The organism is Pantoea sp. (assembly GCF_028283705.1).
In the GTDB taxonomy this organism is placed as follows: domain Bacteria; phylum Pseudomonadota; class Gammaproteobacteria; order Enterobacterales; family Enterobacteriaceae; genus Pantoea.
Window position 1 is genome coordinate 343,285 of the sequence record NZ_JAPWKD010000032.1, and the last position, 15,547, is coordinate 358,831.

At 57.1% G+C, this 15,547-nt stretch carries 12 protein-coding genes and 2 pseudogenes; all 14 read right to left on the bottom strand.

The annotated features are described in order from the left end of the window. Window positions 1-51: 51 nt before the first annotated feature. Window positions 52-1,308: a cell division protein FtsA gene (gene ftsA / locus PW844_RS24610; protein WP_013507861.1), complete on the bottom strand. Its 1,257-nt coding sequence runs from the start codon at window positions 1,306-1,308 to the stop codon at window positions 52-54. Continuing rightward, window positions 1,305-2,144 carry a cell division protein FtsQ gene (ftsQ, locus tag PW844_RS24615; RefSeq protein ID WP_299457448.1) on the bottom strand — a complete coding sequence of 280 codons (840 nt, stop codon included), beginning with the start codon at window positions 2,142-2,144 and terminating at the stop codon, window positions 1,305-1,307. Before ftsQ ends, ftsA begins: the two co-directional genes overlap by 4 nt. A 1-nt stretch (window position 2,145) precedes the next feature. Further along, window positions 2,146-3,066, bottom strand: a complete 921-nt coding sequence (locus PW844_RS24620) for a D-alanine--D-alanine ligase (RefSeq protein ID WP_084872685.1) — start codon at window positions 3,064-3,066, stop codon at window positions 2,146-2,148. Next, the gene (gene murC / locus PW844_RS24625) at window positions 3,059-4,534 is read right to left on the bottom strand and encodes a UDP-N-acetylmuramate--L-alanine ligase (protein WP_299457449.1); all 1,476 of its coding nucleotides are present in this window, start codon (window positions 4,532-4,534) and stop codon (window positions 3,059-3,061) included. The genes PW844_RS24620 and murC overlap by 8 nt, the downstream gene beginning before the upstream one ends. Window positions 4,535-4,604: 70 nt before the next feature. Continuing rightward, window positions 4,605-5,663 (bottom strand): undecaprenyldiphospho-muramoylpentapeptide beta-N-acetylglucosaminyltransferase, encoded by a 1,059-nt coding sequence (gene murG, locus PW844_RS24630; protein WP_299457450.1) that lies wholly within the window; start codon window positions 5,661-5,663, stop codon window positions 4,605-4,607. Continuing rightward, window positions 5,660-6,874, bottom strand: coding sequence for a cell division protein FtsW (gene ftsW / locus PW844_RS24635; RefSeq protein ID WP_299457451.1), 1,215 nt, complete (start codon window positions 6,872-6,874; stop codon window positions 5,660-5,662). Before ftsW ends, murG begins: the two co-directional genes overlap by 4 nt. Continuing rightward, window positions 6,874-8,190: a UDP-N-acetylmuramoyl-L-alanine--D-glutamate ligase gene (gene murD / locus PW844_RS24640; RefSeq protein ID WP_299457453.1), complete on the bottom strand. Its 1,317-nt coding sequence runs from the start codon at window positions 8,188-8,190 to the stop codon at window positions 6,874-6,876. Before murD ends, ftsW begins: the two co-directional genes overlap by 1 nt. A 2-nt stretch (window positions 8,191-8,192) precedes the next feature. Next, a complete protein-coding gene (gene mraY, locus PW844_RS24645) occupies window positions 8,193-9,275 on the bottom strand; it encodes a phospho-N-acetylmuramoyl-pentapeptide-transferase (RefSeq protein ID WP_084872672.1) in 1,083 nt (360 codons plus the stop codon). Then, entirely contained in the window at window positions 9,269-10,630 is a 1,362-nt protein-coding gene (gene murF / locus PW844_RS24650) for a UDP-N-acetylmuramoyl-tripeptide--D-alanyl-D-alanine ligase (RefSeq protein WP_299457456.1), read from the bottom strand. Before murF ends, mraY begins: the two co-directional genes overlap by 7 nt. Beyond that, window positions 10,627-12,114 carry a UDP-N-acetylmuramoyl-L-alanyl-D-glutamate--2,6-diaminopimelate ligase gene (murE, locus tag PW844_RS24655; RefSeq protein WP_299457458.1) on the bottom strand — a complete coding sequence of 496 codons (1,488 nt, stop codon included), beginning with the start codon at window positions 12,112-12,114 and terminating at the stop codon, window positions 10,627-10,629. Before murE ends, murF begins: the two co-directional genes overlap by 4 nt. Beyond that, window positions 12,101-13,862 (bottom strand): annotated as a pseudogene (locus tag PW844_RS24660) (peptidoglycan glycosyltransferase FtsI). The gene murE and the pseudogene PW844_RS24660 overlap by 14 nt, the downstream one beginning before the upstream one ends. 28 nt (window positions 13,863-13,890) lie before the next feature. Further along, on the bottom strand, window positions 13,891-14,211 hold the full coding sequence (gene ftsL / locus PW844_RS24665) for a cell division protein FtsL (protein ID WP_299458309.1): 321 nt from the start codon (window positions 14,209-14,211) through the stop codon (window positions 13,891-13,893). Window positions 14,212-14,217: 6 nt separating this feature from the next. Then, a pseudogene (rsmH, locus tag PW844_RS24670) lies at window positions 14,218-15,069 on the bottom strand (16S rRNA (cytosine(1402)-N(4))-methyltransferase RsmH); the annotation flags it as partial. A 2-nt stretch (window positions 15,070-15,071) separates the two neighbouring features. Further along, entirely contained in the window at window positions 15,072-15,530 is a 459-nt protein-coding gene (gene mraZ / locus PW844_RS24675) for a division/cell wall cluster transcriptional repressor MraZ (protein WP_299457460.1), read from the bottom strand. Window positions 15,531-15,547 lie beyond the last annotated feature (17 nt).

The following is a 15,547-nucleotide window of genomic DNA, read 5'->3' on the forward strand; positions in this document are numbered from 1 at the left end:
CTGTCGCCTGGAGATCATAAAAAAAGCCAGCATGATCCCCTTTTACAAAAATTAAAACTCTTTCTTCAGCCAGCTGTTGATGCGTTTAAACCAATTGCCCACTGAAGCACGTTTTTCCGTTTCAGCATCACCGTTCATATGTGACTCTTTGCCGTAATGCAGCAGACCAACTGCGGTTGAGTAGTACGGCTCCTGCGCATAATCCGTCAGGCCAGTGATGTTCAGTGGCTGACCAATACGCACCTGCGTGTGGAAAACACGCTGGGCGCAGGCCGCCAGGCCTTCAATCTGCGCCGCGCCACCGGTCAGCACAATACCGGCCGCCAGATGGTGCTTCACGCCTTGCTGGCGCAGTTGTTCTTGCAGTTGCAGAATCTCGTCATTCACCAGATTCAGCAATTCGGTGTAACGTGGCTCAATCACTTCCGCCAGCGTCTGACGTTGCAGGCTGCGCGGTGGACGTCCACCTACGCTCGGGACTTCCACATTCTCGTCTTTACCGACGATGGAACCCAGCGCACAGCCGTGGCGTACTTTAATCGCTTCGGCATCCGTTGGCGGCGTACCGAAGGCATAGGCGATATCGCTGGTCACCACGTTCCCGGCATAAGGGATCACTTTGGTGTGACGCAGCGCGCCGCCGGTGTATACCGCGATATCCATTGTACCGCCACCGATGTCAACAACACAGACTCCCAGCTCACGTTCATCCTCAGTCAATACTGAGAAGCTGGACGCCAGTCCGGCAAAAATCAGTTGGTCCACTTTCAGGCCACATCGTTCCACTGCCTTCACGATATTTTTCGCCATATCGTTGTGACAGGTGATCAGATGAACCTTCGCCTGCATACGCACGCCGGACAGCCCAACCGGATTTTTGATGCCTTCCTGATAATCGATGGCATATTCCTGAGGAATAACATGCAGGATACGATGCTCGTCACGTACGCGGACCGATTTCGCGGTATGCACGACATTCTCTACATCATCCTGAGTCACTTCCTCTTCGGAAATCGGAACCATCCCGATTTCGTTCTGACAACTGATATGTTTGCCCGATAAAGCAAGGTAGACGGATGAAATCTGGCAATCTGCCATCAGTTCAGCCTGATCGATGGCGCGCTGCACGCATTTCACCACCGACTCAAGGTCATTCACGCCACCTTTATCCATACCGCGAGACGGGCAGCTGCCCACCCCAATAATGTTGACCATACCATCGGGCAGAATTTCCCCAACCAGGGCGGCGACCTTCGCGGTGCCGATTTCGAGTCCTACTACCAGTTTTCTGTCCGTTGCCTTGATCATTGTTGTTTAGCCTGTGCCTGGTTCTGTTGCTGATTGACTTCCTGTGGCTCTAACGGTGCCGGTGCCCATCCTACGGCGGCACCCGAGTCATAGCGCAAATCGACATAACTGATGCGCTTATTACCGCTCTGGGCCTGCTGTTGCAGTTCCGGATAGAGCTCAATAAAACGGTTCAGACGCTTCATGGTATCGCTGCGTCCCAGTTCGATGCGCACATCGTCACTGGTCACCAGCTGCCACGAGCGCCGCGCCGTCATCGACGCGACCTTCAGGGTAAACTTGCTGGCCTTCAGCACATCACTCATGGTGTGATAACCGGCCAGTACCTCTTTCTCACTGCCTTCTGGCCCGTACAGCATCGGCATGTTTTCTTTGCCAATGTGACTGGCCGGGATGCTGAAGGAGACACCCTCGGCGTCCACCATATGCAGGTCATTCCAGCGTGCCACCGGAACATACTCCACCAGGTTAATCTTCAGCTCATCAGGCCATTGCTTACGCACGCTGACCTGTTTAATCCACGGCAAACGTTCAATTTGCTGCTGGATGATGTCGACGTTCTGCGACATAAACGTGCCCGGTGCGCCGAGTGACAAAATCGCCTGGCGAATGTCATCGTGCGTGGTGTAATGCGTTTCACCGGTCACCACCAGTTTCGATAATGGCAGGCGGGAAGCATCATTCATCCACTTCAGCACCACCAGCCCGCCGGCCACCATAATGCCCAGCACAATCAGCAGGAACACGATGCCGAAAAGTCGGGCACCGTTGCTACGCCCGGTGCGCGTGCGCTCCTGGGGTTCGCGGTTGCGTACGTTCAGCGCCGCCTGTGACATATCAGTCGGCCAGCTCCAGAATACGTGCAACCAGCTGTGGGAAACTCAGTCCCGCCTGCTTCGCCGCCATCGGTACCAGACTGTGGCTGGTCATGCCCGGCGAGGTATTCACTTCCAGCAACTGGAAATTGTCATCACCATCCACCATCACATCGACACGTCCCCAGCCGCTGCATCCCAGCGCACGCCAGGCAGCCACCACCAGCGCCTGCAATTCTGCTTCCCGTTCGGCACTCAAACCACTCGGACAGAAGTATTCAGTATCGTCAGAAATGTATTTTGCTTCATAGTCATAGAACTCGCTGGCGCTCTTAATTCTGATGGAAGGCAGAATCTGCTCGCCTAAAATACCGACGGTATATTCCGCACCACTCAAAAAGGCCTCAACCAGCACGTCTTCGTCGTGACGAAAAGCTTCTTCCAGCGCCGCAGGCAGCGCGTCGAGAGTGTTCACCCGGCTGATACCCACGCTGGAACCTTCACAGCTCGGCTTAACGAACAGCGGTAAACCCAGGGCTTCAATCGACGCCAGCGTCGCTGCATCTAAGCCGTTGTCCTGCTGCTGACGTGTCAGCCAGACAAATTTACCCGCAGGCAATCCCCTGCCCTGCCACAGCAGTTTGCTGCGCAGTTTATCCATGGTGATCGCCGAAGCCATCACACCGCTGCCGGTATACGGCATCTGCTGGAATTCCAGCACCGCCTGCAACGTACCGTCTTCACCGCCACGGCCATGCAGCGCGATAAAGGCTTTATCAAATCCCTGTTGCTTCAGGTTGAGCACCGACACCTCTCGCGTATCCACCGGATGCGCGTCAATGCCCATTTCACGCAACCCGGCCAGTACCGCGTTACCGGACATCAGCGAAACTTCACGCTCCGCCGAGGTGCCACCTAACAATACCGCGACCTTCTCAGCCATTGCGCACCTCCGCTTTCACCGTGGGTTGCAAACGGATTTCTGCCAGCTTGCGGGCGATTTTTCCAATGTTGCCAGCACCCTGAACGATAACCAGATCGTTACCGGTCAGCAGGGGGGCCAGTGCTTCTGGCAGCGCATCGTGTTCTGACACCAGAATCGGGTCCACTTTGCCGCGGCCGCGAATCGCGCGGCACAGCGAGCGACTATCCGCTCCCGGGATTGCCGTTTCCCCTGCCGGGTACACATCCAGCATCAGCAACACATCCACCTGCGACAGCACGTTGGCGAAATCGTCGAACAGATCGCGGGTACGCGTGTAGCGATGCGGCTGGAACACCATCACCAGCTTTTTCTCTGGCCAGCCAGCGCGTGCCGCTTTAATGGTCACATCCACTTCGGTCGGATGGTGACCGTAATCATCAACCAGCATGGCGCTGCCTGGCTTACCGTTCACGGATGCAGTATCAAACTCACCCAGCACGTCAAAACGGCGACCGGTGCCCTGGAAACTCTCCAGCGCGGCCAAAATGGCGCTATCGTCGATACCTTCTTCGCTGGCTACCGCTACCGCCGCCGCTGCGTTCAGCGCGTTATGGCGACCCGGTGCGTTCAGCGTGACATGCAGTACAGGCTTGTCGTGGCGGATCAGGGTAAAATAGCCCTGCGCGCCACGCTGCTCGTAATTTTCAATGCGCACATCCGCATCGTCGCTAAATCCGTAAGTGGTGATCTGACGCCCGACGCGCGGGATCAGGTCACGGATAACCACGTCATCAACACACATCACCGCACGGCCATAGAACGGCAGGTTGTGCAGGAAGTTAATGAACGTCTGCTTCAGATTCTCGAAATCGCCCTGATAGGTATCCATATGATCCGCTTCGATATTGGTGACAATCGCCACCATCGGTTGCAGATGCAGGAAAGACGCATCGCTCTCGTCCGCTTCGGCAATCAGATAACGGCTGCTACCCAGACGCGCATGGGTCCCGGCGGCTTTCACCAGGCCACCGTTGACGAAGGTTGGGTCCAGACCGCCTTCGGCATAAATGCTCGCTACCATCGCCGTGGTGGTGGTTTTACCATGCGTACCGGCAATCGCAATGCCGTGACGGAAGCGCATCAGTTCAGCCAGCATCTCTGCGCGGCGAATCACCGGAATACGCTGTTCACGTGCCGCAACCAGCTCCGGGTTGTCCTGCGCCACGGCGGTGGAAACCACGACTACGCTCGCATCGGTCACATTTTCCGGACGATGGTTGAAGTAGATAGTTGCGCCCAGCGTCGCCAGATGCTGCGTGACCGGGTTGGGTGCCAAATCGGAACCGCTAATATGATAACCTTCGTTCGCTAACACCTCGGCAATACCGCCCATGCCAGCACCACCGATGCCGACAAAGTGGATGTGCCGGACGCGACGCATCTCGGGCACAATAGAACGCAGTTTTGCCAATTGCTGTGTATTCATCTGTCTCTGTTACCTGTGTTTTCCATTTGTACCTGAGTCAGGTACGGGTCAGCCTCGCTGACCGATTAACTTATTTCGCGGCACCTGCCACTTCCTGCGCAACCCGATCGGTTGCATCAGGAATTGCCACCTGGCGGGCCTTTTCTGCCATGGTCAGCAGTGTGGGGCGATCCCAGTGGCGCAGCGTGTCCGCTACCACAGCCGCAGTGAACTGCGGCTGCTCAAAAATTTTGGCTGCGCCCGCTTGCTCCAGCGGCAACGCATTCCAGTACTGCTGGCGATCTTTATGCATAAAAGGCACGAAAATTGCCGGTAAACCTGCGGCAGCCACTTCACTCACCGTCAGTGCTCCTGAGCGGCAAACCACTACATCAGCCCAGGCGTAGGCAGCGGCCATGTCATCGATAAACTCGGTGACTTTATGCTGCGGCTCACCCGCATCGCGATAAGCCTGCTGGACGGTTTCCAGCGCACCTTTGCCGGTCTGATGCCATAAGGTGATGGCATCGCCCAGTTCGGCGGCAACCGCAGGCAGCGTCTGGTTCAGGATACGCGCGCCCTGGCTGCCCCCAACTACCAGCACCCGAACCGGCCCGCTACGCCCTGCCAGGCGTTCGGCGGGCAACGGCAGCGCCAGCACATCGGTACGCACCGGATTACCCACCACATCCGCGTTGGGGAATGCGCCCGGGAAAGCCTGCATCACTTTGGTGGCGATTTTCGCCAGCCATTTGTTGGTCAGCCCGGCAATACCATTCTGCTCATGCAGCACCACCGGGATGCCACAACTCCAGGCGGCCAGGCCACCAGGACCCGAAACATAACCACCCATGCCCAGCACCACATCCGGCTGCCAGTTTTTCATAATGCGGCGTGCCTGACGCCATGCATTGAAAATACGTACCGGGGCCAGCAGTTGTGCTTTTACCCCTTTACCGCGCAAACCGCTGATGCGGATAAAATCAATCTCGATACCATGCTTCGGCACCAGATCAGCTTCCATACGATCGGCGGTTCCCAGCCAGCGTACCTGCCAGCCCTGTTCCATCAGATGATGGGCGACAGCCAGACCAGGGAACACATGTCCACCGGTTCCGCCTGCCATCACCATCAGTCGCTTCCCACTCATCGACCACCTCGGGTAAACGCCTGGGCTTTTGCCAGACGCGTTTCATAATCTATGCGCAACAAAAACACGATGGCCGTCGACATGATAATCAGACTGGAACCGCCGTAACTGATCAGCGGCAGCGTCAGACCTTTGGTCGGCAGCATACCGGCGGCAGCACCGACGTTAACCAATGCCTGGAAGCTGAACCACACACCGATGGAACACGCCAGGAAGCCGGAAAAGCGCTGGTCAATCTCCAGCGCGCGGCGGCCAATCGACATCGCGCGAAAAGCGACGAAGAATACCATCAACAGCGCCAAAACCACACCGGCATAACCCAATTCTTCACCGATGATGGAGAAGATAAAGTCGGTATGCGCTTCGGGCAGATATTCCAGTTTCTGTACTGAATTCCCGAGGCCCTGCCCCCAGAATTCACCACGACCAAACGCCATCAGTGACTGGGTTAACTGGTATCCACTACCGAATGGGTCTTCCCACGGGTTCCAGAACGAGGTCACACGGCGCATACGGTAGGGTTCAGCGATAATCAGCAGTACCACTGCAAACATGCCGGAGCCGATGATTGCCAGGAACTGCCACAGCTTAGCCCCGGCGAGAAACAGCATAGCCAGCGTGGTCACGAACAACACCACCACCGTTCCGAGGTCCGGCTGCGCCAGCAGCAACACCGCCAGCACCACCATCACCCCCATCGGTTTACAAAAGCCCCAGAAGTTATTCCGCACCTCTTCAACCTTGCGCACCAGATAGCTGGCGAGGTAGCAAAACAACGACAGCTTGGAAAGCTCCGCAGGCTGGATACGCAGTGGTCCCAACGCAATCCAGCGCGATGCCCCGTTAACCGAGCTACCCACCACCAGCACGATCAGCAGCATCACCACTGTTACCACCAGCATCACGTTGCTATAGCGCTGCCAGAAATCCATCGGTACACGCAACGTAACCAGCGCCATACCGAGTGCCAGAATGATGTAAAACGCATCGCGCTTGGCAAAATAGAACGGATCTTCGTTCAGTCGCTGCCCTACCGGCATTGAAGCCGAGGTCACCATCACGAAACCGACAATCGCCAGACCCAAAGTTAGCCACAGCAGCGTGCGGTCATACAGCACCACTGGCGCATCTTCGTTCTCACGCGACCCCATCACCCAATCTTTCAGACGCAGGGAGAGGAAGCTGGCTATCGCGGTGCCGGGAATTCGCATCAGCCTAACTCCTTCGCCAGTTGCGCGAACTGGTCGCCGCGCTGTTCAAAATTACGGAACTGATCGAGGCTGGCGCAGGCCGGTGACAGTAAAACCATATCGCCCGCTTTCACCTGGCTGGCGATCTGCTCCATTGCCTGCTGCATGGTTTCGGTGCGCGTGGCAATTTCCGGGCGCAGCGCGGCCAGCGCGTCGCCATCACGACCAAAGCAAAACAGTTGTATGTTGTTACCTTGCAGGTAACGCGCCAGCGGACTGAAATCGGCCGATTTACCATCACCGCCCAACAGCAGCCACAACGTTCCTTTGACCTGCAAACCATTCAGTGCCGCTTCGGTGCTGCCCACGTTGGTGGCTTTTGAATCGTTAATCCAGCGCACACCTTTCGCTTCATGCACCAGCTGGAAACGGTGCGACAGGCCGGTGAAGGTGGTTAACGCTTTCAGGCTGGACGCACGCGGAATATGCACCGCATCCGCCAGCGCCAGTGCCGCCAGCGCGTTGGTATAGTTGTGCTGACCCACCAGCTTCATTTCGTCGGTGTTCAGCACTTTCTCACCTTTCACCCGCAGCCAGGTGCTCCCCTGCTGCCGGTTGAGATGATAATCACCGAGGTCGATACCAAAACTGACGCAGCGGGTATCGGCACCGCGAACCGGCATGGTCATGCCGTCATCGGCATTCACCACGCAGACGCTGGCGTTTTCATAGATTCGCAATTTGGCGGCACGATATTGCTGCATCCCCAGCGGGTAGCGATCCATATGGTCTTCGGTCACGTTAAGGATGGTTGCCGCTGCGGCTTTCAGGCTATGGGTGGTTTCCAGCTGGAAGCTGGATAGTTCCAGCACATACAGCTGCGCCGGGGATTTCAGCAGCGACAGCGCCGGTAAACCGATGTTGCCGCCCACCCCCACCTGCCAGCCTGCGGAACGCGCCATCTCACCGACCAGCGTGGTCACGGTGCTTTTTCCGTTAGAGCCGGTAATCGCCACAATCGGTGCCTGGGCTTCACGGCAAAACAGTTCGATATCGCCCACGATTTCGATACCCGCATCCGCCGCCTCGCTCAGCGCCGGATGCGCCAGGGCAATGCCCGGACTGGCGATGATGAGGTCTGCCGCCAGCAGCCAGTCGTCGTTCAACCCACCGACATAGCGCTCCACCTGCTCCGGCAATTTATCCAGCCCAGGTGGTGACACACGGGTGTCCATCACGCGAGGGGTCACCCCCTGCGCTAAAAAGAAATCAACACAGGACAGGCCCGTCAGGCCCAACCCGATGATGACGACTTTTCTGCCCCGATAGTCAGCCATAATTAACGTACCTTCAGCGTTGCCAGGCCAATCAGCACCAGCATCAGCGAAATGATCCAGAAGCGCACGATGACGCGCGGCTCCGGCCAGCCTTTCAATTCATAATGGTGATGGATCGGGGCCATGCGGAAAATACGTTGCCCGCGCAGCTTGAACGATCCCACCTGCAGGATCACCGACAGCGTTTCAACCACGAACACGCCCCCCATGATCACCAGCAAAAATTCCTGACGCAGCAGCACCGCAATGGTACCCAGCGCGCCACCCAGCGCCAGTGAACCTACATCGCCCATAAAGACCTGCGCCGGATAGGTGTTGAACCACAGGAAGCCAAGACCGGCCCCGACAATGGCGGTACACACAATCACCAGCTCACCGGCATGACGCAGATACGGGATGTGTAAGTACTCAGCAAACTTCACGTTACCGGTCGCCCAGGCCACCAGCGCAAAACCGGCCGCGACAAACACCGTGGGCATGATTGCCAGGCCATCCAGACCATCGGTAAGGTTGACCGCGTTCCCGGTGCCGACAATCACGAAGTAGGCCAGCAGAACGTAGAACAGCCCCAGCTGCGGCATGATGTCTTTAAAGAACGGCACCACCAGCTCGGTCGCCGGGGTATCTTTGCCCGCCAGATAGAGCGCGAAGGCCACACCCAGCGAGATCACCGACATCCAGAAATATTTCCAGCGTGCAATCAGGCCTTTGGTGTCTTTGCGCACCACTTTGCGGTAATCATCGACAAAACCGATAATGCCAAAGCCGATCAGCACAGCCAGTACGCACCAGACATACGGGTTCGACGGATACGCCCACATCAGCACCGACACGGTGATGGAGGTGAGGATCATGATGCCGCCCATGGTCGGGGTGCCGCGTTTACTGAAATGCGACTCAGGACCATCGTTACGCACCACCTGACCAATCTGCAGCTTTTGCAGCCAGGCAATCAGACGGGGGCCCATCCACAATGAGATGAACAACGCGGTCAGCAGGCTGACAATGGCGCGAAACGTCAGATAGGAAAAGACGTTAAAGCCGGAATAAAGTGCGACCAAATGCTCGGCCAGCCAGACTAGCATGTTCCTTTCTCCTGTAAGCTCTGTACTACCTGCTCCATGGCGGCACTACGCGAACCCTTAATCAAAATGGTAATGTCCTGATGTTCGGACAATAGCGTCCGCAAACGTTCAATCAGCGCGGCTTTACTGGCGAAATGCTCGCCATTGCCACTGTTTTCACTGATCAACTGGCTTAAGCGTCCGGTGCTCAGCACACAATCAATTCCGGCGGCTTTTGCCGCGTCACCGACCTGACGATGGCAAGCTTCAGCCTCCTCCCCAAGTTCGGCCATATCACCCACCACCATCACGCGGTAGCCCGGCATATCACCCAGCACCTGCGCAGCAGCGGTCATAGAACCGACATTGGCGTTGTAGCTATCATCAAGCAGAAGTTGATGTTCAGCCAGACGAACCGGGAACAAGCGTCCGGGAACCGGCTGCAAGGTTTTCAGGCCAGCCTGAATCGCGCTCAGCGGTGCATCGACCGATAACGCTAATGCCGCTGCCGCCAGCGCGTTGGCAATGTTGTGACGTCCCGGCAGTGGCAGCGTGATGGCAATGTCGCCACGCGGGGTATGCAGCGTGAACAGGGTGGCATCCGGGCGTAGCGTGATATCGCTGGCACGGAACTCAGCATCCGCCTGCGGCTGCGGCGAGAAACGCCACAGGGTTTTACCGGCAAACTGCGGCTGCCAGTTCAGCAGATCATTACTCTCTGCGTTGATGATGGCTGTGCCATGAGGCGGCAAACCGGCAAAAATCTCGCCCTTCGCTTTGGCAACGCCTGCCAGTGAACCAAACCCTTCCAGATGCGCAGCGGCCAGGTTATTGACCAGCGCCGTCTCCGGACGCACCAGATCGGTGGTGTAAGCAATTTCGCCCTGATGGTTAGCACCCAGCTCAATCACCGCATATTCATGTTCTTTGGTCAGACGCAGCAGCGTCATCGGCACGCCAAAATCATTGTTCAGGTTGCCAGCGGTATACAGCGTTTCACCACACTGGCGCAGAATCGCGGCGGTCATCTCTTTGACCGAGGTTTTACCCGACGAACCGGTCAACGCCACCACGCGTGCTTTCACCTGCTGGCGCACCCAGGCACCGAGGCGACCAAAAGCAATGCGCGTATCGGCCACCACCACCTGCGGTACAGCCGCCGGTAATGGTTTACTGACCAGTAACGCCTGCGCCCCCTGGGCAATGGCATCCGCTGCGAAATCATGGGCATCGAAACGCTCACCCACCAGCGCGACAAACAGGCAACCCGCCGTCACTTTGCGGGTGTCGGTCACCACGTCACTAACGCTGAGATCGTGACCGTTAAGCGTGCCGCCTGAGATTTCCGCCAGGGTTGTGAGTGAAAGCGGGATCATGCCATCACCCCCAGCAGACGCGCGACGGTATCGCGATCCGAGTAATCCAGACGACGATTGCCGACGATCTGGTAATCTTCATGGCCCTTGCCAGCCACCAGCACGATATCGTTACTTTTGGCCTGCATAATGGCGTTAGTTACCGCCTGCGCGCGGCCAGCCACCACACGGGCGCGGCCCGGATCGAGCAGACCGGTCAAAATATCATTCACAATCGCCTGCGGATCTTCGCTGCGTGGGTTGTCATCGGTAATCACCACCACGTCAGCGAACTGTTCTGCGATGGCTCCCATCAGTGGGCGCTTACCTTTGTCGCGATCGCCGCCACAACCAAACAGGCACCACAGCTGGCCTTTGCAATGCAGGCGAGCGGCCTCCAGCGCTTTCTCCAGCGCATCGGGCGTATGGGCGTAATCCACCACTACGGTAGGTTTATCAGGTGCGCTAAAGACTTCCATGCGACCGGTCACCGGCAGTAACTGTGACGCACTGCTGACCAGCGACGCCAGCGGATAATCCAGCGACAGCAGGGTTGCCAGCGCCAGCAGCAGATTGCTGACATTGAAAGCGCCCATCAGGCGGCTATCGAACTCACCGTCGCCCCAGCTGGAGCTAAAGCGAATATGTGCGCCACCATCGTGATACGTCACTTGCGTGGCTTTCAGCCAGCGGCCATGACAGCCGGGTTGCAGGTTATCCTGCATGGTGACGGCAACGGCATCCGGCAGTTTGGCCAGCCAGCGGCGTCCGACTTCGTCATCCGCATTGATAATCGCCGCATCGACCTGATGTTCTGAGAACAGCAGCCATTTGGCAGATTCATAGCTCTGCATATCGCCGTGATAATCGAGGTGATCACGGCTCAGATTGGTGAATACCGCGGCGGCAAACGGCAGCGCGGCCACGCGATGTTGCACCAGACCGTGCGATGACACTTCCATCGCCGCCAGCGTTGCGCCCAGGCCAACCAGATCGTGCAGGACGTGCTGCACATCCACTGCGGAACCGGTGGTGTTTTCAGCTGGCACCAGACGACCGTACAGTCCATTACCGACGGTGCCCATTACGGCACCGGTTTCACCCAGCAGATTGGCCCACTGCGCAATCAACTGGGTGGTGGTGGTTTTACCGTTGGTGCCGGTGACACCAATTAATTTAAGCTTTTCAGCAGGCTGCTGATAAAAGCGTCCAGCCAGTGCCGAGAGACGCTGCGGCAACTGCGCAAGGTAGATAACCGGGACGCCATGCATCTCACGGATATCTCCATCGCTGGCCTCACCCTCGGCTTCGGCAATCACTGCCGCTACGCCCTGGGCAATAGCCTGCGGAATAAATCGACGTCCATCAGCATGATGGCCCGCCACGGCGATAAACAGATCGCCAGAAGCCGCAGAGCGGCTATCCAGTGTCATGTCACGGAGTGGACGCGCCGGCGCGCCCGGCACCCACGGGGCCAGTAAATCGCGCAGGTTACGATCTGTCACTTGATTCCTCACTTCGGTTTTTCACCAACTCGTTCTTATCAATTACCGGTAGCGCATCGGGCTCGATGTTCATGGTACGCAGCACGCCGCCCATGATGGCACCGAACACCGGCGCGGAGACCGCACCACCATAATATTTACCGGCCTGGGGATCGTTGATCACCACCACCAGCGCGAAACGAGGATGACTGGCAGGCGCAACGCCCGCGGTATAAGCAATGTATTTATTGACGTAGCGCCCATCCGGTCCGACTTTTTTCGCGGTCCCGGTTTTAATCGCAATACGGTAGCCCTTGATGGCCGCCTTCACACCACCGCCACCGGGCAGCGCGACGCTTTCCATCATATGCATCACGGTTTTCACCAGTTCTTCCGGGAAAACACGCTCACCGGGTACCGGTGGATCAACTTTGGTAATCGACAGCGGGCGATAGACGCCATAGCTGCCAATGGTTGCGTAGACTCGCGCTAACTGTAACGGCGTTACCATTAGCCCGTAGCCGAAAGAGAAGGTGGCCCTCTCTATGTCAGACCACCGTTGTTTTTGAGGATATAAGCCACTGCTTTCTCCGACCAACCCCAAATTGGTCGGCTTACCCAGTCCAAAGCGCGCGTAAGTTTCTACGAGAGCTGAGGACGGCATCGCTAACGCCAGACGGGAAACCCCGACGTTACTCGACTTCTGCAGAACCCCGGTCAGGGTCAATTCGTTGTAACGCGCCACATCTTTGATCTCATGACCATTGATACGATAAGGCACGGTATTCAATACGCTGTTTTCTTTCACCACACCGCGTTGCAGGGCGGTCATCACCACCATCGGCTTCACAGTAGAACCCGGTTCGAAGATGTCGGTGATGGCGCGGTTACGCATCACATCTTTCGGTGTGTTGCCCAGATTGTTCGGGTTGTAGGCCGGGCTGTTGGCCATGGCCAGCACTTCACCGGTATTGACGTCCACCAGCACCGCCGAGCCCGATTCCGCTTTGTTGAAAGCCACCGCGTTATTCAGTTCGCGGTACACCAGCGCCTGCAAGCGTTCATCAATGCTCAGCGTCAGGTTATGGGCGGCACGGCTATCAACCGACGAGATATCTTCAATCACGCGACCAAAGCGATCTTTACGCACGGTACGTTCACCGGGTTCACCGGTCAGCCATTTGTCGAAGCTTTTTTCTGTGCCTTCAATGCCCTGGCCGTCGATATTGGTGAAGCCAATCAGATGTGCGGTAACCTGCCCCGCCGGGTAGTAACGGCGTGATTCTTCACGTAAATAGATACCCGGCAGTTTCAGTTTTGATGTAGTCGCCGATGGCCGGATTGACCTGACGTGCCAGATAGACAAAACGTCCTTTCGGATTGGCATTGATACGCGTGGAGAGTTGATCGAGTGGGATCGACAATGCATCGGAAAGGGCTTTCCAGCGGCTGTCGAGGGAGACACCGCCGTGTTCATTCAATTCTTTTGGGTCGGCCCAGATGGCGTTCACCGGCACGCTGACAGCCAGCGGTCGGCCCGCACGGTCGCTGATCATGCCACGGGCAGTCGGCACCGCCTGGACGCGCAGCGAACGCAGGTCGCCTTCTTTCACCAGTTTGTCAGGATTAATCACCTGCAACCAGGCCACCCGAGACAGCAGACCACCCAGTGCCAGTAAAATGCAGCCACACAGCAACGCAAAACGCCAGCTTACAAAGCTGGCCTTATCTTCCTAGCGTTTCAATTTAATCGCCCGTGCGGCTTTCATCGATGTATGGCCATCCGTTTGCGATTCCTTATTGCTGCACCACAATGTTTTCCTGCGAAGGATCGACATGCTGCATTTGCAGTTTGTCGGTTGCGATTCGTTCTACCCGGCTGTGGTCGCCGAGGGCGTTCTCTTCAAGAATCAGGTTGCGCCATTCGATATCTAATGCGTCACGCTCCAGCACCAACTGTTCGCGTTCTGCCGTCAGACGACGCGTTTTGTGCGTCGTCGTCACCACCAGCATGGCGGAAACCAAAACTGCCACCAGTAACAGCACCGGGATCTTGCCAAAACGCAGCAAATCGCCACCGATGACTCCGGGCAGACCGTGGCGTTCGTTGCCGATCATGACGGCAGTCCTTTCAGCAATACGCAACACGGAACTCCGTGCGCGTGGGTTTTCAGCGACTTCGGCGTCTCCCGGCACCAGTTTGCCGAGGGTTTTTAGCTCCCGACCACCCAGCGCTTTCAGCTGCGTTTCGGTCATCGGAATACCAGCCGGCACCTGCGGACCACGACTTTGATCGCGCATAAAACGTTTCACCAGGCGATCTTCCAGTGAATGGAAGCTGATCACTGACAGCCTGCCGCCAGGTGCCAGCACCGACAATGCCCCTTTCAGCGCGATGTCGATCTCTTCCAGTTCGCTGTTGATCCAGATACGAATCGCCTGAAAGCTGCGGGTCGCCGGGTGCTTAACAATGGCCTGGGCGATGCGTTTGGCGAACCGCTCCTCGCCGAAGGTTTTCAGTACCCAGGCGATGTCTTCGGCGTCCGGCCTTCAGCAGCCATTCGGCGGCGGACAGGCCTCGGGTGGTGTCCATCCGCATATCCAGCGGTCCGTCGCGCATAAATGAGAAATCCCCGCAGCGGATCGTCCAGCTGCGGCGACGAAACGCCCAAATCCAGTAGAACGCCGTCAATTTTTCCGTTCAGACCGCGCTCGGTCACGTACTCTGCCAGCGCCGAAAACGGCCCGTGGACGATCGAGAAGCGCGGATCTTTTATCTCAGCGGCTGCGGCTATGGCTTGCGGATCGCGATCTATCGCCAGTAGCTGCCCGTTCGCGCCAAGGCGGGACAGGATCAGACGGGAATGACCACCGCGACCGAAAGTGCCGTCAATGTATATGCCATCGGGGCGTGATGTTCAGGCCGTTAACCGCTTCATCCAGCAAGACGGTGGTATGTAGATAAGTTTCCTGCATAGCTATAGCGACAAGTCCTGCAACCGCTCAGATAAAGGCTCCTGAGCCGACTGTTCTGCGTCAATATCGTCCTTAACTTGTTGATACCAGGTCTGTTCATCCCACAATTCAAACTTGTTGAACTGTCCAACCAGCATCACTTCTTTGGTCAGCCCGGCATGGAGCCGTAATGTTTGCGCGATTAACAACCGACCGGCACCGTCCATCTGACATTCGCTGGCATGACCCAGCAGCAAACGCTGAACACGGCGTTCGGCGGGATTCATGCTCGACAAGCGCGACAGCTTTTGTTCGATGGTTTCCCATTCCGGCAGAGGGTAAAGCAACAGGCATGGCTGGTGAAGGTCAATGGTACAGACCATCAAGCCCTCCGTTTCCTCGATCAGCTTTTCCCGATAACGGGTCGGCACGGCGAGCCTGCCTTTGCTGTCGAGATTGACTAACGTTGCCCCACGGAACATGCCAGCCTCACCCCTCA